At 63.1% G+C, this 18,789-nt stretch carries 19 protein-coding genes; 3 read left to right on the top strand and 16 right to left on the bottom strand.

From position 1 onward, the window contains the following. Window positions 1–189: 189 nt before the first annotated feature. Window positions 190–1,149 (top strand): c-type cytochrome biogenesis protein CcsB, encoded by a 960-nt coding sequence (gene ccsB, locus DBV08_RS19630; RefSeq protein WP_124568561.1) that lies wholly within the window; start codon window positions 190–192, stop codon window positions 1,147–1,149. Between the two features lie 13 nt (window positions 1,150–1,162). Here ccsB and DBV08_RS19625 read toward each other — a convergent pair whose 3' ends face one another. The 8 genes from DBV08_RS19625 to DBV08_RS19590 form a co-directional block, all read right to left on the bottom strand. Next, the gene (locus DBV08_RS19625) at window positions 1,163–1,678 is read right to left on the bottom strand and encodes a DUF1990 family protein (RefSeq protein ID WP_124568560.1); all 516 of its coding nucleotides are present in this window, start codon (window positions 1,676–1,678) and stop codon (window positions 1,163–1,165) included. Further along, the gene (locus DBV08_RS19620; RefSeq protein ID WP_124568559.1) at window positions 1,678–2,037 is read right to left on the bottom strand and encodes a VOC family protein; all 360 of its coding nucleotides are present in this window, start codon (window positions 2,035–2,037) and stop codon (window positions 1,678–1,680) included. Before DBV08_RS19620 ends, DBV08_RS19625 begins: the two co-directional genes overlap by 1 nt. Before the next feature lie 10 nt (window positions 2,038–2,047). Continuing rightward, a complete protein-coding gene (locus DBV08_RS19615; protein ID WP_095970103.1) occupies window positions 2,048–2,689 on the bottom strand; it encodes a ScbR family autoregulator-binding transcription factor in 642 nt (213 codons plus the stop codon). Window positions 2,690–2,848: 159 nt separating this feature from the next. After that, window positions 2,849–3,748 carry a HAMP domain-containing protein gene (locus tag DBV08_RS19610; RefSeq protein ID WP_234036699.1) on the bottom strand — a complete coding sequence of 300 codons (900 nt, stop codon included), beginning with the start codon at window positions 3,746–3,748 and terminating at the stop codon, window positions 2,849–2,851. 166 nt (window positions 3,749–3,914) lie between these two features. After that, window positions 3,915–4,688, bottom strand: coding sequence for a cobalt-precorrin-6A reductase (locus DBV08_RS19605; RefSeq protein WP_124568558.1), 774 nt, complete (start codon window positions 4,686–4,688; stop codon window positions 3,915–3,917). Then, window positions 4,685–5,434 (bottom strand): precorrin-4 C(11)-methyltransferase, encoded by a 750-nt coding sequence (cobM, locus tag DBV08_RS19600; RefSeq protein WP_095970100.1) that lies wholly within the window; start codon window positions 5,432–5,434, stop codon window positions 4,685–4,687. Before cobM ends, DBV08_RS19605 begins: the two co-directional genes overlap by 4 nt. Continuing rightward, on the bottom strand, window positions 5,431–6,714 hold the full coding sequence (cbiE, locus tag DBV08_RS19595) for a precorrin-6y C5,15-methyltransferase (decarboxylating) subunit CbiE (RefSeq protein WP_124568557.1): 1,284 nt from the start codon (window positions 6,712–6,714) through the stop codon (window positions 5,431–5,433). The genes cobM and cbiE overlap by 4 nt, the downstream gene beginning before the upstream one ends. Next, window positions 6,711–7,472 carry an SDR family NAD(P)-dependent oxidoreductase gene (locus DBV08_RS19590; RefSeq protein ID WP_124568556.1) on the bottom strand — a complete coding sequence of 254 codons (762 nt, stop codon included), beginning with the start codon at window positions 7,470–7,472 and terminating at the stop codon, window positions 6,711–6,713. Before DBV08_RS19590 ends, cbiE begins: the two co-directional genes overlap by 4 nt. Before the next feature lie 30 nt (window positions 7,473–7,502). Between DBV08_RS19590 and DBV08_RS19585 the strand changes: the two genes are divergently transcribed. Further along, window positions 7,503–7,928, top strand: a complete 426-nt coding sequence (locus tag DBV08_RS19585; protein WP_030536346.1) for a PPOX class F420-dependent oxidoreductase — start codon at window positions 7,503–7,505, stop codon at window positions 7,926–7,928. Here the strand turns inward: DBV08_RS19585 and DBV08_RS19580 are convergent, their stop codons facing one another. Then, entirely contained in the window at window positions 7,929–9,065 is a 1,137-nt protein-coding gene (locus DBV08_RS19580) for a Xaa-Pro peptidase family protein (protein WP_124568555.1), read from the bottom strand. It lies immediately after the preceding gene. Window positions 9,066–9,102: 37 nt separating this feature from the next. Here DBV08_RS19580 and DBV08_RS19575 point away from each other — a divergent pair, with 37 nt between their 5' ends. Next, entirely contained in the window at window positions 9,103–10,068 is a 966-nt protein-coding gene (locus DBV08_RS19575) for a 5'-3' exonuclease (protein WP_095970259.1), read from the top strand. Window positions 10,069–10,072: 4 nt separating this feature from the next. Here the strand turns inward: DBV08_RS19575 and DBV08_RS19570 are convergent, their stop codons facing one another. The 7 genes from DBV08_RS19570 to pafA all read right to left on the bottom strand — a co-directional run bounded on the left by DBV08_RS19570 (window position 10,073) and on the right by pafA (window position 18,687). Continuing rightward, window positions 10,073–10,906 carry a DUF4333 domain-containing protein gene (locus DBV08_RS19570; protein ID WP_124568554.1) on the bottom strand — a complete coding sequence of 278 codons (834 nt, stop codon included), beginning with the start codon at window positions 10,904–10,906 and terminating at the stop codon, window positions 10,073–10,075. Window positions 10,907–10,958: 52 nt separating this feature from the next. Then, window positions 10,959–13,670, bottom strand: a complete 2,712-nt coding sequence (locus DBV08_RS19565) for an RNA helicase (RefSeq protein WP_124568553.1) — start codon at window positions 13,668–13,670, stop codon at window positions 10,959–10,961. Window positions 13,671–13,718: 48 nt separating this feature from the next. Next, window positions 13,719–14,747 carry a twin-arginine translocase subunit TatC gene (tatC, locus tag DBV08_RS19560; protein WP_124568552.1) on the bottom strand — a complete coding sequence of 343 codons (1,029 nt, stop codon included), beginning with the start codon at window positions 14,745–14,747 and terminating at the stop codon, window positions 13,719–13,721. Between the two features lie 73 nt (window positions 14,748–14,820). Continuing rightward, window positions 14,821–15,096, bottom strand: coding sequence for a Sec-independent protein translocase subunit TatA (gene tatA / locus DBV08_RS19555; protein ID WP_003944836.1), 276 nt, complete (start codon window positions 15,094–15,096; stop codon window positions 14,821–14,823). A gap of 134 nt (window positions 15,097–15,230) precedes the next feature. After that, entirely contained in the window at window positions 15,231–16,208 is a 978-nt protein-coding gene (locus DBV08_RS19550; RefSeq protein ID WP_124568551.1) for a YafY family protein, read from the bottom strand. Beyond that, complete coding sequence (locus DBV08_RS19545; protein ID WP_124568550.1) at window positions 16,208–17,218, bottom strand: YafY family protein; 1,011 nt, start codon at window positions 17,216–17,218, stop codon at window positions 16,208–16,210. The genes DBV08_RS19550 and DBV08_RS19545 overlap by 1 nt, the downstream gene beginning before the upstream one ends. Window positions 17,219–17,328: 110 nt before the next feature. Beyond that, a complete protein-coding gene (gene pafA / locus DBV08_RS19540; RefSeq protein WP_185564761.1) occupies window positions 17,329–18,687 on the bottom strand; it encodes a Pup--protein ligase in 1,359 nt (452 codons plus the stop codon). Window positions 18,688–18,789: the final 102 nt, after the last annotated feature.

The raw sequence follows: 18,789 nt of genomic DNA, 5'->3' as shown, positions 1-18,789 counted from the left end.
CCACATGGTTACTGCGTTCATGGGTCTCACCTCCTGGCGTGTTGTCACGGTCTCGCACAAGCTATCAATCCGAACCGGACCTCGTCCAATCAATTTCTCGCCCGCTGATCCGACAGACGGCTCAGCCACTTCTACGATCATGTGTAGTAGATTCCACACCGTAACCAACCGGTCGTTATGGGGAGTCGAATGTCGGTCGATCCAGTTTTCGCGCAGTACAGCGACTACGCTTTCGCGTCGTCTTTCGCGATTTACGTTCTCGCCCTGGTTCTTTCCGTTGTCGACTTCTCCAGCACACCCCTCTCGACCGCAGCGCGACCGGCACTCGTATGTGTCGGAAGCGCATCGAATCCAGCATTGCCCGGTCGGATCGCTTTGCCGCCGAATCGAACCCGTGCGCATCGTGCGGGTCGCGCTGCCGTGTCTCTCACCGTCGTCGCCCTGGTTCTCAACGTCACCGCGCTTGCACTTCGCGGCATCTCGACGCACCGATGGCCTCTCGGAAATCTCTACGAGTACGCGCTCTTTCTCAGCGCGGCATTGGTGGCATGCTGGCTGGTCATCCTGCGGCGGTACCCGATTCGCTCGTTGACCATCTTCGTTCTGGCCCCCACCGTCGTGCTTCTGTTCGTCGCTGCTGCAAGCATGTACGCGGAGGCAGCGCCTGTCGTCCCCGCTCTTCGTTCGTACTGGATCGGCGTACATGTCACGATCATCGTTGCCGCCTCCGGCATCCTTACGTTCGCAAGTGCGGTCAGCGCGCTTTTCATTATTGCCGAAGTAGGTCCGCAGGCGAAGAATCCCGCGTTGCGTTGGATTGCGGCCAGGCTGCCGTCATCCGAATTGCTTGACCGCGTGGCTTACCGAACAACGATCGTCGGGTTCCCGCTGTTCAGCATCGGGGTGATCTGCGGGGCGATCTGGGCGGAAGCCGCGTGGGGACGTTTCTGGGGCTGGGACCCCAAGGAGACGGTCTCGTTCATCTCCTGGGTTCTCTATGCCGCGTACCTCCATGCGCGCGCCACCGCCGGGTTGAAGAACATGCGTGCGGCATGGATCAATGTTGCTGCGCTCGCAACAATGCTCTTCAATATGTTTGCAATCAACTACGTCGTGTCGGGATTGCATTCGTACGCTGGGTTGAATTGACACCGACAACGGGTCATACCCGCGATCGGTCGACGCTCTCGCGGACGGCGCGGATGTAGCGGCGCGTGACAAACGCTTGCACTCGACGTCCGATCGGAGCGCCGAGACGCACCCACCACGTTCCCGGCTTGGAGAACGCGATGATCTCGATGCGGACCGCTTTGCTGGCCTCGTCGAACTGGACGACAAACAGCTCCTCCCCACATTCGGGGTGGCCGGCGCGGGTTCCGTATGCGAAGCCCTTGCGATTGGGTTCGTCGACGACGTAGACGATCCGAACTGGGATAGTCACCGGACCGAGTCCGAAGGTCGCATCGTGGCCAGCCACGGCGGTCGGGGCCGCCGTACGGACGGTCAGACCGGCTCCGCGGTGCATTCCCCAATTCAGGACGGTACGAGCGGCAACCTCGAAATCCTCACGTCCGGATCCGACAGTCGCGCTCTCGTGAACGTGGTGATAGCCGGCGGGGAGAACGCCGGACGTTGCGCCCACCTCGAGGTACGTCAGCCCGCCCGGGCCGGACGCCATCACGGCTCGCGTCGGTGGCTGAGGATGTTGATCACGTGACCGTCGGGGTCGGCAGCGAAGAACCTGCGCACACCCCACGGCTCCTCCGTGACGGGATAAACGATGGTGTCGCCGCGCTGCACCGCGGCCTCGTACGCTGCGTCGAGATCGTCCACCTCGACGGAGACGTCGGGAACCACGGGCGCGTGAGCGTCGTGCGTCATGACGCTGATCTGCAAGGACGGATCCGTCGGCGAAGCCAACGTCACGATCCACCCGTGATCCATGACAACTTCGAGGCCCAGCACTTCGGTGTAGAAGCGCTGCGCGGCCTCGAGCGAACTACTCGACAGATCCGAAACTATCCGCGTGACGGCCATGTCCCGCAGGTTACGCCGCCGCCGGAGTCCACCGCGACTTGACGAGCCGTTCGATGTCACCGGAAAGTTCGTCGCTGACGATTCCTGGAAGCAGGATCTGCCACATCTCGTCGACACGATCCGGAAGATCCGAGCGTCGGGTGAGAACGTTCGAAACCAGCTGTACCCCGGTGAATGCCGAGGGCATGAACCTGCCGAACGATTCTGCGCTGACCGATTTTCGGATTTCACCTTTCGCCTGAGCTCTGGCGGTGAGATCGGTGATTGCCGAGATCCATTCGGCGTACGGTTCCACCGGCCCCTCGTACGTGCTCAATTCCAACGTGAGGCGAATGCCCGCGCGAACGATCGGCTCGTCGACAATCTGGCGTGCCATTTCGTGCGTGAGCATGATCATCTGTTCCAACGGGTCCTTACCCGTCGCGGAAATCGCCTGCACCGATTCGATCGAGAGCCGATGCTGTTCAGCAATGATGAATTGGGCGAGCTCGTCCTTCGACGCGAAATGGAAGTACAACGCGCCCTTGGTAGTACCGGCCCCCGAGACTATGTCGGCCATGCTGGTGCTGCCGTAACCAGTCTTCTCGAACTGCGCGGCCGCGCCGGCAACGATTTGCTGCCGAGTCAGCTCGGCGCGTGCTTGCTTGACCACTGAATCCCTCTCGTCCTCCCAAGGCCCCCGCCCAGCAAACCCCACGGTTCGCGCCACACTTCAGCTATACCCAAAAACTTCACAATTGCCCCACATTACCAGCGCTCCTTCCATTGCTTCAATTACGAATGCAACAAAGTCGCTGGTCAGACGTCCGATTTAGAGGGAATCTCCTCTCCCCAACGTGCTTTCGTCAACCCGCGCACGATCTACCAACTCTCCGACGAGGAGCGTCAATTCCATCATCTGGTCCGTGATTTCCTCACGCAACTGCGCGGCATCTGCCTCGGAAATCGCCCCGGACTTGGTATCGAAGGACATCAACAACTCGATATTGGTGCGCAGTGCAGTGAGCGGAGCCAGAAGGTCCTGGCCCGCTTCGGTGATGAGACTTCGCTGGCGCGCTCGCGATTCCGACAACGTCCCGAGCATCCGATTGAAACTGACTGTCAACGACGCCAACTCGTCATCACCGGTCACAGGGATCGGCGCGAGATCATCCGTTTCGGCAACTCGCCGCGTCGCCGCAGTGAGTCGCGAAATCGGCCGTAATCCTGTGCGTGCCACAGCATCTCCGGCCGCGTAGGCAAGGGCGATACCGGCCGCCCCGAGAGCCGCCAACACCACTGCGAGTCGCTTGAGGACCGAACGCGTCGGCCCCAGGGACTGGGCGACAACCAAAGTTTGGCCCGCAACCGAGGGTTCGACAAGAATTCGATACGCATCGACGGTTGCGATCGTCTGCGACGAATTGCCGTCTGCGATCGACCTGATGGCGTCTGCACTGGTGCTGAACGGCGGCAGACCGGGGGTCGCCGTCACCAAGGCGCCGTCGGCAGTGAGAAGCCCCACCGCCTGGATGACCGCGGTATCCGCGCCGGCCGTCAATCCCAGAACCGGTGTGACACCGCCGAAATTGACGGTGTCGGTGATCGCGTCACTCGTGCGCTCGAGTTGCCGATCGACGTTGCCTTGCAAATAGGCGTTGAACACGATGTACACCGCCGACGCCGACACGATCACTGCGATAGCCACCAGGCCTGCGGTCAGCAACTTCACGCGTGCATGGAGCGTCCGAACGTGAATTCCCGTTGGTTTTCGACGGCTCATTCCGGGAACCGACACTCTCATGCGCGGTCCCGCAGTGCGGCGTCGAAAGATCCCAACATCCCTCCAGTATGGTCACGGAACCTTAGACGAACCTGAAGCGAACGCCCTGTCGGCCTCACGGCGCCGTTCCACGACCGAAAGCCGTGAGCCAGTCCACGGCCCCGGCTTCGGTGTCGAATGCCTCGACCGCCTCGGGGGCCGGTGGTCGCTCGACGACGATTACCGGGATCGACAGCTGCCTGGCCGCAGCGATCTTTGCGTACGTCTGTTCGCCGCCACTGTTCTTGGTGATCACGACGTCGATGCCGTGAGCCCGCATCAGATCGACTTCTGCTTCGACGTCGAATGGGCCACGTGCGAGTAGCAAATGCGAGTGAGGCGGCAACGTCCCGGACGGCGGATCGATCGAGCGCACGAGAAACGAGACGTCCTTCACACGGTCGAACGCCGCAACTCCTTGCCTCCCGATCGTCAAGAATGCGTGGGAGCCGACCCTCGGCAGCAAGTCTGCGGCGTGATCGAGATCGCGTACCGGAAGCCAGGTGTCGCCGAGTTGCTCACGCCACGGCGGGCGTCGGTACATGGCATACGGCACGGAATTCGCGACGCACGCCTCGAATGCATTCTTGGTGATGCGAGCGGCGAACGGATGCGTGGCGTCGAGCACTGCACGAATGTCGTTGTCCGACAACCACTCCGAGAGCCCTTCCGCCCCCCCGAACCCGCCGATGCGCACTTCCCCCTCGGGCCACCGAGGATCGCGAACCCGGCCGGCCAGTGAGGTGACAACTTCGAGGTCTGCTGAACCTGCCAACCGAGACGCGATCACTCGGCCTTCGCCCGTGCCTCCGAGTAGGAGTACGCGACGACGGACACCTGCCGAGGTCAGTGTGTGCTTCTCTCACGCGCTGCCGAGTAGAGGTAGCTGTCCGGAAATCCTTCCGCAGTCAACACTCGGCCGACGATCACAACGGCCGTCTTCGTGATGCCGGCTGCATGGACAAGTTCGACGATCGTGTTCAAAGTGCCTCGAACAACGATCTCCTCGGGCCGTGAGGCAAAGGCGACCACCGCCACGGGGCAGTCTTCGCCGTAATTTTCGGCCAACTCGGATGCGATCTGTTCGATGCGATGAGCGCCGAGATGAACCACCATCGTGGCGCCGCTGCGGCCCAGGGACCGCAGATCCTCACCCTCCGGCATTGCCGTCGACAAGGTGGAGACACGGGTGAGAACAATGGTCTGGGAGACGCCTGGAACGGTCAGCTCGCGCCCCAGCGCGGCTGCTGCCGCGGTAAATGCAGGAACTCCGGGAACCATGTCGAAATCGACGCCCGCGGCGTCCAGACGGCGGGCCTGCTCGGCCACAGCGCTGAAGATCGACGGATCACCGGAATGCAGGCGCGCGACGTCCAGCCCGGCCGAGTGCGCTTCGACAAGGATCGCGGTGATCTCGTCCAGGCTCAGGCGAGCGGTATCCACGACCTGTGCGCCGACCGGGCACCACTCGAGCAATTCCGCCGGAACAAGGCTGCCGGCGTACAGGCACACGGGGCTCGCGGCGATAATGCGCTGCGCGCGGACAGTGATCAGATCGGCCGCACCGGGACCCGCACCGATGAAATGAACGGTCATTGTGAGGATTCCTCCGGCGTATCGGTGTCCGCGTCTGCAGACGGCTGACTTTTTGTGACGGACCATTGGACCACCGGAAGTTGCGGGCGCCAAACGTTGAACGTGCCCAGTGGCTCGGCGCGCTGAACCTGGAAGCGTCGCAGCGTCCCTCCATGTCGGCCCATCCAGCCGAGCAGCAACGATTCGGATTCGGCGGTCACGGCGTTGGCGACAAGACGTCCACCCACGCTCAGCTGCTCCCAGCACGCATCGAGCATTCCCGGTTGCGTGACGCCGCCGCCGACGAACACCGCGTCAGGACGACGAGCCTCGTTCGCGAACGCCTCGGGTGCGGTTCCTTTCACCGCCAACGCAGGCACGCCGAGATTGCGCGCATTGGTGCCGATCTGTGAAACACGGCTCGCAACCTTTTCGAATGCTGTTGCGGTGCAACGCGGGTGGGTTCTCATCCACTCGATGGCCACGGTTCCCGACCCGCCGCCGACGTCCCAGAGGTGTTCTCCCGGCGCCGGCGCGAGTGCGCACAACGTCAGCGCACGAATCTCCTGTTTGGTCATCTGACCGTCTCCGACAAACGCTGCATCGGGTAGTCCCGGGATTCGAGTCAGCCTCAACGGATCATCGGCCGCGATGCACTCGACGGCCAGAACGTTCAACGCGTCCACGTCCTCGTCCGCGTGATCCCACTCGTCCGCAACCGTGACGGTCCGCGATTCCTCGGCCCCACCCAGCTGGGCCAGCACAGTCAGGATCGATCGACCGAATCCCGCGCCGGACAAGAGACGAGCCACCTCCCCCGGTGTCGCGCGGCCGTTGCTCAAAACCAGCAGGCGCGCACCACCTGCCACTGCCGCCAACACGGTCGCCGAGTCTCGGTTCACCAGGCTCACGACTTCGATGTCGGCCGACGCCCATCCCATTCGCGCGCTCGCCAATGCCACCGACGACGGGTGGGAGATCACTCGCACGTTGTCCACGCCGAGCAGCCGAACCAACGTGACGCCGAGGCCGTGGAACATCGGGTCACCGCTCGCGAGTACACATACTCGCCGATCGGCGCTCTCGGCGAACATCGACGGCAACGCCGGGATCATCGGAGACGGCCAGGTCAGCCGGGTGGGCGCACGTCGCGCCCCGAGGTGTGTCGTCGGGACCAAGTCCAACTGTCGCGACGACCCCATCAGGACCTCCGCGCCGAGGATTGCGCCCTTTGCACTTTCGGACAGCCCGTCCCAGCCGTCGGCACCGATGCCGACGATCACCACCGGGTGTGCGGTCATCGCGGCATCCGGCGCCAGATCGTCTGAGGCAGAAGCCGCATGACGAAGAACACCGGCTGCAGGATTCGCGGTACCCACACACGCGTCGCCCCGGAGTTCAGTCCCCGTACGACGGCGTCGGCGACCTGCGACGGGGTGCTCGACATCGGGGCGGGCGACATCCCTTCCGTCATCTTGCCGATGACGAATCCCGGCCGTACCAGCATCAATTGGACGCCCGAACCGTGCAGTGCGTCGCCCAGACCGCTGGCAAATCCGTCCAAGCCGGCCTTTGCGCTTCCGTAGACGTAGTTGGCGCGGCGAACCCGAACGCCGGCGACTGACGAGAACACCACGATCTTGCCGGTTCCCTGTCGGCGCATGATCTCCGCGAGGTGCGTGAGGACGCTGATCTGAGCCACGTAGTCGGTGTGCACCACCGCGACCGCATGCGCCGCGTCGGTTTCGGCACGCGCCTGATCGCCGAGAATTCCGAAGGCCAGCACTGCAACCGAAATCCGACCATGCTTGGCGACCACGGCGTCGAGGAGGTCTCCGTGCGTATCCACGGCGTCGGCATCGAACTCGACGGTGGAGACGCCGATCGCTCCGGCGTTCCTGAGCATCTGCTCCTGCTCCGACAGCTCGCCGCTGCGCCTGGCAGCCAGAACGATGTTGCGGCCCGGCGCGAGCCTGACCGCGATCTCGAGGCCGATCTCACTTCGTCCGCCGAGGAGCAGTACCGTCTCGACGTCATTCACGTTCGCACCCGCAGTCACCGCTCCAGTGTCCTGGATTACCGTCGTGGCATGACGCTCACCCCCTCCACCACACCATCGTCACAGCAGACTCTCACCGAAGACGGGCTGAAGTTCGTCGGTGAGTACCACCTCGCGACACTCACGACGTTGCGTCCGAACGGCACCCCACACGTCGTGGCCGTCGGATTCACCTGGGACCAGGAAGCCGGAAAGGCGCGCGTGATCACCAGCGGTGGTTCGCAGAAGGCGATCAACGCAGCGCGCGGTGGATACGCCGCAGTCAGTTCGGTCGACGGCGGCCGCTGGCTCACGCTCGAGGGGCCGGCACGCGTGCTCACCGACGCGGACTCCGTGGCCGACGCCGTCCGGCGCTATGCCGAGCGGTACCGCCAGCCACGGGTCAACCCCGCGCGCGTGGTCATCGAAATCGACGTCACACGCATACTCGGGTCCGCAGCGTTCAAGGAAAGCTGATCAGTCGAGGACAGTCAGGCCGTGCGGACGGTTGTTGAACGACTCGCAACCGTCCGCGGTCACGACGACGATGTCCTCGATTCGGGCGCCCCAATTTCCGCGGAAGTAGATTCCCGGTTCGATACTGAAGGCCATACCTTCGACGAGTTCGATGGTGTTGCCCTCGACGATGTACGGCTCTTCGTGCACGGACAGCCCGATACCGTGGCCGGTGCGGTGAACGAACACCTCCGCAAGTCCCTGTGCGGCAAGAACTTCACGGGCGGCAACGTCCACCGATTCTGCGGATACACCTGGCCGCACCGAATCGACAGCAGCCTGTTGCGCCGCCTCGAGTACCGCGAACTGTGCTGCAACCTCCGCCGACGGCTGTCCCATGCTGTACGTGCGGGTGGAGTCCGAGTTGTATCCGGGCTCGACCGGTCCGCCGATGTCGATCACCACGACATCGCCGCTCTCGATCACCCGGTCCGAGACCTCGTGGTGCGGGTCGGCTCCGTGTGGGCCCGATCCGACGATCACAAACGCAGCCTCGGTGTGCCCCTCTTCGAGAATCGCCGCCGAAATCGCCTCGCCCACTTCGGCTTCCGTACGACCGACGATCAAGAACTCTGCCATGCGGGCGTGAACACGGTCGATCGCCGCACCGGCCCGTCGCAGCGCCTCGATCTCGGCGTCGTCCTTGACCATCCGCAATTCGCGCAAGACGCCGGTGGCCAGGATCGGCAACGCACCCAACGTGTCTGCCAGGGGGATCAAATGCAGCGCGGGCATCGCGTCCGTCACTGCAACCTTGGCACCGGCCGGGAGTTGAGCCGCCACAATGGCATACGAATCAACACCGTCGACCCAGTCGAGGACGGTCAACCCGAGGTCGCCCACTGCCGATTCCTTCAACGACGCCAACTCCAACCGAGGAAGTACGACGGAGGCCTTCGCGGTCTCCGCAGCGATGACCAACGCGGTCAAGCGCTCGAACGAATCAGCCCGAGAACCCGTCAGGTACCGCAGATCCGGACCGGGAGTCACCACCAGACCGTCGAGTCCTGCTGATCGAGCCAACTCGGCGGCGCGAGCGATACGTGCGCCGTACACGGCGCTGGAGAATCGGGAATCCTGTTCGGCTGGAGACGTCATGGCTTACAGGTTAGTGCCGACTGGCAGGATGGTGACCATGAGTGGGCCATTGCTTCTCCTCGACGGTGCCAGCCTGTGGTTTCGTGCGTTCTACGCGCTGCCCGAGTCATTCGTCGACCCCGACGGAAGACCTGTCAACGCGGTGCGCGGTTTCACCGACATGGTGGCGTCCCTGATCACCAAACACCAGCCGAGTCGTCTCGCCGTATGCCTCGACTTGGATTGGCGACCGCAGTTCCGCGTCGACGCCGTCCCGACGTACAAAGCGCATCGCGTCGAAGAAGGATCTGACGGTTCCTCCGAAGAAGTTCCGGACACGTTGACACCTCAAGTCGACATGATCATGGACGTACTCGCAGCAGCGGGAATCGCGACGGCGGGTGCTGTCGGACTCGAAGCCGACGACGTGCTGGGCACGCTTGCCGCCACCGAGCGCGAAGATCTCACCGTCGTCGTCAGTGGTGACCGCGATCTACTGCAGGTTGTCACCGACGAGTACGTGCCCGTTCGTGTCCTCTACGTGGGCCGTGGCCTGTCCAAGGCAGAACTGTTCGGACCGGTCGAGGTTGCCGAGAAGTACGGAGTGCCCGGAGACCGTGCGGGTGAGGCCTACGCCGAACTCGCGGTACTGCGAGGAGACGCCTCCGACGGTCTACCCGGCATCAAAGGTGTCGGTGAGAAGACTGCGTCGACGCTGATGCTCCGCTACGGCTCGTTGGCCGGACTTCGGGCGGCCGCGGCTGATCCGGAATCCGACATGGCCAAGGGAATTCGCGCAAAACTCACTTCACCGGAAGCAATGGCTTACCTCGACGCTGCATTACCCGTCGTTCGGGTGGTTCGCGACGCGGACGTGCAGTTCTCGAAGGACGACCAACTCCCGGCGACCCCCGTCGATCCCGCACGATTCGAGGAAGTGGCGGCCTCGCTGAACATCGAACGCTCGGCCGGCCGGCTTGCCGCCGCGCTGAAGGCTGCGGCGGCAAGCCGTTCCGATCAGTAGAGCGTCAGCTCGGGCGGCTTACCTCGTACGTGCCGTTGTCGTCGACAAACGTCACGGTCACGTTCGACTTCACGCCCGCGATCGAGAGCGTGCAGGTGAACTTGTTGCCTGACTTGACTTCCTGATCCGCGGGGCACTGAACATTGCTCACGTTCTTTGCCCCGTAGGACTCGGTGACGATCTTCTCGACGCCGGCCTGAGCCGCGCTCTGATCGAGCGTGTTCTTGCCGAAGACACCGAACACCAGAGCTACCACGACAGCTGCCAGAACGACGAGAACACCGATCGCACCGAAGATCAGGGGCTTCTTCGACTTACCCGACTGGTTTCCGGGCGCACCGGGACTCGGGAACGGCTGAGCCTGGTTCCACTGGTTCTGCTGCCCCGGAGTTTGGCCGGGAGTCGCGGCGCCCCACGCCTGCTGCGGTGCGGCGGCAGGAGGCTGACCCCACGCCTGGGTTGCGTCAGGTGCCTGCTGTTGCCCGGGCTGTCCCCACGGCTGACCGGGAGGCTGCTGCTGGGGCTGTCCCCACGGCTGTTGCTGGCCGGGTTGTCCTTGCCCAGGCTGCTGCGGCTGACCGTACGCAGGCTGACCACCCGGCTGCGCGGGCTGCCCGTATGCAGGCTGTCCCCACGGCTGTTGCTGGCCGGGTTGTTGACCGGGCTGCGGTGTCTGACCAGGCTGACCCCACGGCTGTTGCTGGCCGGGCTGCTGACCAGGCTGCTGTTGACCGCCCGGCTGCTGAGGATTCTGCCCCCACTGCTGCTCGTTCGGCTGCTGCTGATCACCAGGACCCCATTGCCGATTCGGATCGTTCGGTCCGTAAGGCCCGCTCATGTTCGCCTCCCACTCGAAATACCAGTCTGCGAATCAAACCACATAGTTGAGGTCATGCTGCGTCGACAGCAACTACCCCGCGACGAATTGCAGCTACCGCCCGCGCCGCAGTCTTCGCAACGTCGGCATCCGTCGAAGTCAGGCGGACCTGATCGAGGAGGTCGATCACCTGACGACACCAGCGAACAAAATCACCCGCAGACAGTGCACGGCCCTGCACTCCGGCCGCGATCAGCGCGTCGACAAGCGAGTTCTCACTCGCCCAGTGATAAACGGCAGTGACGAATCCGAGATCCGGTTCCCGCGTCGGCGGTAGCTTGTGGCGAATCTCGTCCGACCGCAGTTCGCTCCAGAGTCGTTGAGTGTCGTTGAGCGCGTGACGAAGTGCCGCCGTCGGCACCCGGTCAACGGTGTCGCCGTCCCGACGCGATTCGTAGACCACCGAGGACACGACGGCTGCAAGTTCGGCCGGGCTGAGACCCGTCCACGCGCCGGTTCGCAGGCACTCGGCGACCAGAAGGTCGCTTTCCGAGTAGATGCGGCTGAGTCGTCGTCCGGATTCGGTGACTTCTGGGGCTGCTTCGGCAGTCATGTACTCACGCTCTTTGAGTAGCGCGATGATTCGGTCGAACGTCCGCGCCAGCGAGTTGGTGGTGGCCGCAGCCTTTTCCCGCATCGCCTGTGTTTCGCGGGCCAGGCGGTTGTAGCGCTCACCGATCCGGCTCAGATGTTCGCGATCAGGCCAGCTGTGGCACGGATGCGACCGAATCGCGCGACGCAAAGTAGCGACCTCGGCGTCCTCGGACGCGCCCGCTTTGTGGCGCTTCTTCCGCCTGGGCGCACTGATCCCGGTACTTCGCAACGCCGAAGCCAGATCGCGCCGGATCCGGGCGGTGTGGTGATCGACGTGCTTGGGCAGGCGCATCTTTCCCAGGACCTCGGCGGCTTCGGGGAAATCACCCGACGAGAGACGGCCGGCCCACTGATCGGCAGTCAGAACGAGCGGTCGTGGGTCCTTCGGATCGTTGTCCGGGACGAGGACCACAGCCACTCCGGAATGACGACCGATGGGAATTGCGATGACGTCGCCGCGGGCGAGTGCACGGAGGGACTCCACCGCATCTCCGCGGCGGTCCTCGCGGCCCTTACGTTCGAGCGCACGCTCGCGCGCACCGAGCCGCTCACGCAACGACGCGTATTCGAAGTACTCGCCGTCTGCACCGCCGAGTTTCTCCTGCAAACCCTTCAGTGCTTCTTCGTTCCGCTCGATGCCACGCACCAGGCCGACCACCGAGCGGTCCGCTTGGAACTGTGCGAAGGAACGCTCGAGCAGCTTGCGTGAATCGGCCGCACCCATGCGCTCGACCAGATTGATCGACATGTTGTAAGAAGGCCGGAACGAACTGCGGAGCGGGAACGTCCGAGTCGACGCCAATCCGGCGACGTCCGTCGGCTCGACACCGGGCTGCCACAGGACCACAGCGTGCCCTTCGACGTCGATACCGCGTCGGCCGGCTCGACCAGTCAGCTGCGTGTATTCCCCCGGCGTCAGTTCGGCATGCGATTCGCCGTTGTACTTGACCAGCCGTTCGAGCACCACCGTTCGGGCCGGCATGTTGATCCCGAGGGCCAACGTCTCGGTCGCGAAAACCGCCCGCACGAGACCTTTGACGAACAGTTCCTCGACTGTCTGGCGGAATGCCGGCAGCATGCCGGCATGGTGAGAGGCCAGTCCGCGACGCAACGCCTTGCACCAGTCCCGATATCCGAGAACTTCGAGATCTTCCTCGGGGAGTTCGCCGGTGTGCTTTTCGATGATGGTGTCTATCTCGCGAACCTGCTCCGGGGAAGTCAGGTCCAGCCGGGATCGTATGCACTGTGCAAGAGCCGCATCACAACCGGCACGGCTGAAGATGAAGGTGATGGCCGGTAGCAGTCCGGACTGATCGAGCTGAGCGATGACGTCAGGTCGCGGCAGGGGCCGGAAATCATTGGAACTCTGGTAGCTGCCACGGCGTCCGCGGCCACGCGGCTGCCAGCTCTCGACGCGTTCGAGAGCCTGACGCTGTTTGACGTGGCGAACCAGATCCTGGTCGACGAGCACGGTCTTCGGCCCAGCGGCAGGGTGACTGCGGCTGTCGAAGAGATCGAAAATTCGTCGACCGACCATGATGTGCTGCCACAGCGGAATCGGCCGCGTTTCGTCCACGACCACAGTGGTATCTCCCCGAACGGTCTCCATCCAGGCGCCGAACTCCTCGGCATTGCTCACGGTGGCCGACAAGCTCACCAGGCGAACATCCTCGGACAGGTGCAGGATCACTTCCTCCCACACCGCCCCGCGGAATCGGTCGGCCAGGTAGTGCACCTCGTCCATGACGACGTGCGAAAGCCCGCGCAGCGCCTCGGAGTTGGCGTAAAGCATGTTCCGCAGGACTTCGGTGGTCATGACGACCACCGGTGCGTCGGAGTTGATACTCGAATCACCCGTCAGCAGGCCGACTTCGCTGGCGCCGTAGCGCTCGACGAGTTCGGCGTACTTCTGATTGCTCAACGCCTTGATCGGCGTCGTGTAGAAACACTTGCGTCCCGCTGCCAGAGCCAGGTGGACAGCGAACTCGCCGACCACGGTCTTGCCTGCGCCGGTCGGTGCGCAGACAAGGACTCCGTGGCCCGCTTCGAGCGCAACGCATGCCTTCACCTGGAAAGGATCGAGTTCGAACTTCAGGCTGGACGCGAACGTGCTCAGTTCACTCTTGTTCATAACCACCTCGTCAGGGTTTCACACGCCGCCGACGTGGTGGCACGGCGCTCAGAGAGTGTCGGTGAAATCCTGGCCGGGCGCGTTGTCGCCGGCAGTGTCGGATTTCTCCGCGACCGAAGCCTTGGACTTGGACTTACGTCCGAACAATCCACTGGATTCGGCCTTGGGTTTGGTCGGATTGTCGAAAGCCTCGTTCAGATCGGACGGAGCCGAGATGGAGGAAGCTTCCTCGTCGGACAGTGCGCCCCAGTCTTCGCCGGCTCGCTTGGCCTTGCGCTTGTCGTTGAGACGAGCGATCTGGACCGCGACCTCGAAGAGAAGCGTGAGAGCCAGAGCGAGCGCCAGCATCGAGAACGGATCCGAACCCGGCGTGGCAACTGCAGCGAATACGAAGAGCCCGAAGATCAATCCTCGACGCCAGGCCTTCAGACGCTCGTACGTCAGAATGCCCGCAAAGTTCAGCACGACCACGAGCAGTGGAATTTCGAAGCTGACACCGAAGATGAGCAGCAGATTGATGATGAAGCCGAAGTACTCCGAACCACTGAGCGCGGTGATCTGGACGTTGTCGCCGATGGTCAGGAGGAAGTGCAAAGCCTTCGCCACGACGAGGTACGCCAGGATTGCGCCGAGAATGAAGAGAGCGGCACCGGCGGTGACGAATCCGACCGCGTATCGACGTTCCTTTGCGTAGAGGCCCGGGGTGATGAATGCCCACAGTTGGTAAAGCCACACCGGGCAGGCAAGAACGATGCCGGCGGTGAGCGCCACTTTGAATCGCAGCATGAACTGCTCGAACGGACCGGTCGCCAGCAATCGGCACGCGTCGTCGGTGCTGAGGTTGGCGCGACTCTCGGACGGAAGCTCACAGTACGGTCCACGAAGCAGATCGCCCAGACTTTCGAGACCGAGTATCGAGTGTGAGTACCAGAAGAAGCCGAACGCCGTGGTGATGATCACGCCGAGGAATGCGAACAACAAACGAGTCCGCAATTCGTACAGGTGGTCGACCAACGACATGGTGCCGTCTGGGTTGACCTTCCGCTTGCGGTTACGCGGGTCTAACGGAATACGCACTGTGCATCCTGGTCTTGGTCAGCAGACAACCGGGGTGAACGAATATTTCACCCCGGTTAGAACGCAGTGTGTACTAGAGCGGCTTGACTTCGGTCGGCTGCGCAACAGGTGCTGCTGCACCGTTTGCGACCACCGCGGTGTTGGCCGTCGGCAACTGTGCCGGAGCAGGCTGTGCGACCGGCGCGCTTGCGGGCGCCGCATCGTCGTTCTGCATTTCCTTGACTTCGCTCTTGAAGATGCGGAGGGAACGACCCAGACCGCGTGCTGCATCGGGAAGCTTCTTCGACCCGAACAGAATTACGACGACAACAGCGACAATCAGCCAATGCATCGGCTGCATTGCACCCATAACGACCTCCCATGATCAGATTCCTCGATGCTACCGGACACAACCGGCGCTCGGAGGTGCCAAAGCACTTACTTCAGCTACCTTTTACCTGTTTGTTTCCTGCGAACTCACTGAACGTGACGTTTCCCGAAGTTTTACGAACCGATTACGTCATAGGCGTCGAGCGCCGCAACGGCCCGATCATGTACTTCGGAGACCAGTTCCGGTGGATGAAGGACCCGAACTCCCTCACCGAATCCCAACACCAGCCTCGCCATCCATTCCAGTGTTCCGAAACTCATCGTCGCCTCGACCGACCCGTCGTCGTTCACGTGCTCGACGTCCATCGGGTAGTAGTCGAGCATCCACACCCACTCTTTGGTGATGGACAACCGTGCTTCCGGAAGGGAACCGTCGCCGCTGAACAACTCGAGATTCGAATCCTCCTCGAGGGCCTGCGGCGGCGGGTCGGCCGGCTCGTCGAGTTGGACGGCAGCGTCGATCCGATCGAATCGGAACAAGCGCACGCCCTCGGCTTGACGGCACCACGCCTGGAGGTAGCTGTAGTTGTCGACCAACACGATGCGAACGGGGTCGACGATGCGCTCGGAGACCGCGTCACGCGAGGCCGAGTAATACGTCAATCTGAGGGCGGTCTTGTCCGCGAGCGTGGCTCTGACCGTCGCGGCGATCGGATCTTCGGCGATGTCCGGCGTCGGCGACGTGTCTCGATCTTGACCGATGGCTCGTGCCGCGGCCGATCCGGCGGCGTCCTCGATCTTCGCGATAGCGCGCTGAGCCGAAGACGGATCGACCATCCCCGGCATTTCCACCAACGACCGAAGGGCGATCAGCAATGCCGTCGCTTCCGTGGAGGTGAGGCGCAACGGGCGATCGATCCCGGCCGAGAACGTGACCTCGATACTTTCCTCGGAGAAGGACAGGTCGATGAGATCACCGGGGCCGTAACCGGGCAGTCCGCAGACCCACAGTTGATTGAGGTCGGTCATCAGTTGGGTGGTGCTGACGCCGAGTTCCTCGGCGGCCTCGGCGGGACTGATACCAGGATTCGCGATGAAGTACGGCACGAGGTTGAGAAGCCGCGCCAACCGCGACGACAGTCGATTGCTCATCAGTTGTCCCCCTGTCCATTGCTGGTGACCGGGCTTGCTGCGGCGGCGCGAAGCTTCGCTACGACCTCCGCACGCAAATCCGGTGGGTCCAACACCAGCGCATCCAACCCGTGCCCGGCGATCAACCGAGCGGTCCATTCCCAGGATCGGACGGGAATGGCCAGCACGCTGCCGTCGCGATCGGTCAACCGCCGATCGGAAGACGACGTCCCAAGCCGGCGAAGCTCATGCGCGCGGCCGTCTGCGACCCACACGGTGGCAGTCCCGGTAACGACGCCCGAACCGGTCACGCGATCGACGACCTCGCGGAGATCGACACCTTCGGGTTTGTGAACCGAACCGGCCGGGCCGAACTCCCTGACGTCGTCCCCGATTCGGGAGAGCCGGAAGGTCCTCACCGCATCCCGGTCGACGTCGTGCCCGACCAGATACCACTTGCCGTTGTGCGTGACGACGCCCCACGGTTCGACGGTGCGCTCGGTGAACGGTTCGTTCAATGCCCCGCGGTGCTGAAAATGAACTGCTCGGCCGGCGTCGACCGCTGCAAGCAGCTTGCCGAGCGCGGGCTCCGAACCCCGGGTTCGTGCCGGAATCGCGGTGACCGGCGCGGCACTGACTTCTGAGTCGACCTGGACGCCGGCCGCTCGGAGTTTGAGTAGTGCACTCTGGGCTGCCGAAATCAGTTCCGGCGATTCCCACAACTGCACCGCGACGGCGACCGCAGCAGATTCCTCGCTGGTGAGGTCCACGTCCGGAAGCTCGTAGGCATTGCGATTGATCCGGTACCCCTCGACCGTCGAGAACCGTCCTGCCAGACCGGTTTCCAACGGGACACCCAGGTCACGAAGTTCGTTCTTGTCGCGCTCGAACATGCGACTGAACGCTTCGTAGTTCGCGGATTCGTTGTACCCGGCCACACTGTCACGGATTTTCTCCGCCGTGAGGAACTGTCTGGTGGACAGCAATGCGATCACCAGGTTCATCAACCGCTCGATTTTTGATGTCGCCACGCCGAAATCCTAGTGGCTATCCGATAACCGAACGCGCGCCGGACACTTTCGTGCCCGGCGCGTCGCCGCAAAACAGACCTGCCGTGTTGTAAATCGCGAAATTGGGTGACCTACATCGAAGCGATCAAACGCTCGACACGCTCGTCGACGGAACGGAACGGGTCCTTGCAGAGCACCGTTCTCTGTGCCTGATCGTTGAGCTTGAGGTGAACCCAGTCGACCGTGAAGTCCCGGCCTGCTGCCTGGGCTGCGGTGATGAAGTCGCCTCGCAATTTCGCGCGCGTGGTCTGCGGCGGATTCTCGACAGCGTCGTCGATCGTCTCGTCCTCGGTGACCCGCTTGACCAAGCCCTTGCGCTGCAGCACGTCGAAGACGCCCCGGCCGCGTTTGATGTCGTGGTAAGCCAAGTCGAGCTGCGCGATCTTGGGATCGGACAGGTCGAAACCGTGACGGTCCTGGTATCGCTGGAACAGCTTGCGCTTGATGACCCAGTCGATCTCCGTATCGACCTTCGCGAAATCCTGAGCTTCGACGGCGTCGAGGGTGCGACCCCACAGGTCGACAACCTGCTCCACCTGCGCGTCCGGTTCGCGGTTACGCAGATGTTCGACTGCCTTGGCGTGGTACTCGCGTTGAATGTCGAGGGCACTGGCCTGACGACCACCAGCGAGGCGGACAGGCTTCTTGCCGGTCACGTCGTGACTGACCTCGCGGATGGCACGAATCGGATTGTCCAGGGCGAAATCGCGGAACGAAACCCCGGCTTCGATCATCTCGAGCACCAGTGCTGCAGAACCGACCTTGAGCATCGTCGTCGTTTCGGCCATGTTCGAATCGCCGACGATCACGTGCAGTCGGCGGTACTTCTCGGCGTCCGCGTGCGGTTCGTCGCGGGTGTTGATGATCGGACGCGAGCGAGTGGTGGCCGACGAGACGCCCTCCCAGATGTGTTCCGCGCGCTGCGAGAGGCAGAACGTCGCGGCCTTCGGTGTCTGCAGTACCTTGCCGGCACCGCAGATCAACTGGCGCGTGACGAGGAACGGCAGCAAGACGTCCGAAATGCGGGAGAACTCACCGGCGCGCGCGACGAGAAAGTTCTCGTGGCAGCCGTACGAGTTCCCGGCCGAGTCGGTGTTGTTCTTGAAGAGGTAGATGTCGCCACCGATCCCCTCCTCGGCAAGTCTCGCCTCGGCGTCGATCAGCAGTTCTTCGAGCACACGCTCACCGGCGCGGTCGTGATTGACCAACTGGATGAGACTGTCGCACTCGGCCGTCGCGTACTCCGGGTGCGAACCCACGTCCAGGTACAAGCGGGCCCCGTTGCGGAGGAAGACGTTGGAGCTGCGGCCCCACGACACGACACGACGGAAGAGGTAACGAGCAACCTCGTCGGGGCTCAGTCGCCTGTGCCCGTGAAAGGTGCAGGTAACGCCGAATTCCGTCTCGATACCCATGATTCGTCTCTGCACACTTCGACACTACAACCAGAATGGGAGGTTCACCCGTGTACTTCGATCGCGTCGTAAGTCACGACTCGACAACGTCGGGCAGCGGCATAGTGTGACGGTGTG

The sequence above is a fragment of the Rhodococcus sp. KBW08 genome (genome assembly GCF_003852455.1).
GTDB classification, from domain to species: Bacteria; Actinomycetota; Actinomycetes; order Mycobacteriales; family Mycobacteriaceae; genus Rhodococcus_F; species Rhodococcus_F baikonurensis.
This window is presented reverse-complemented; position numbering and strand designations above follow the sequence as displayed.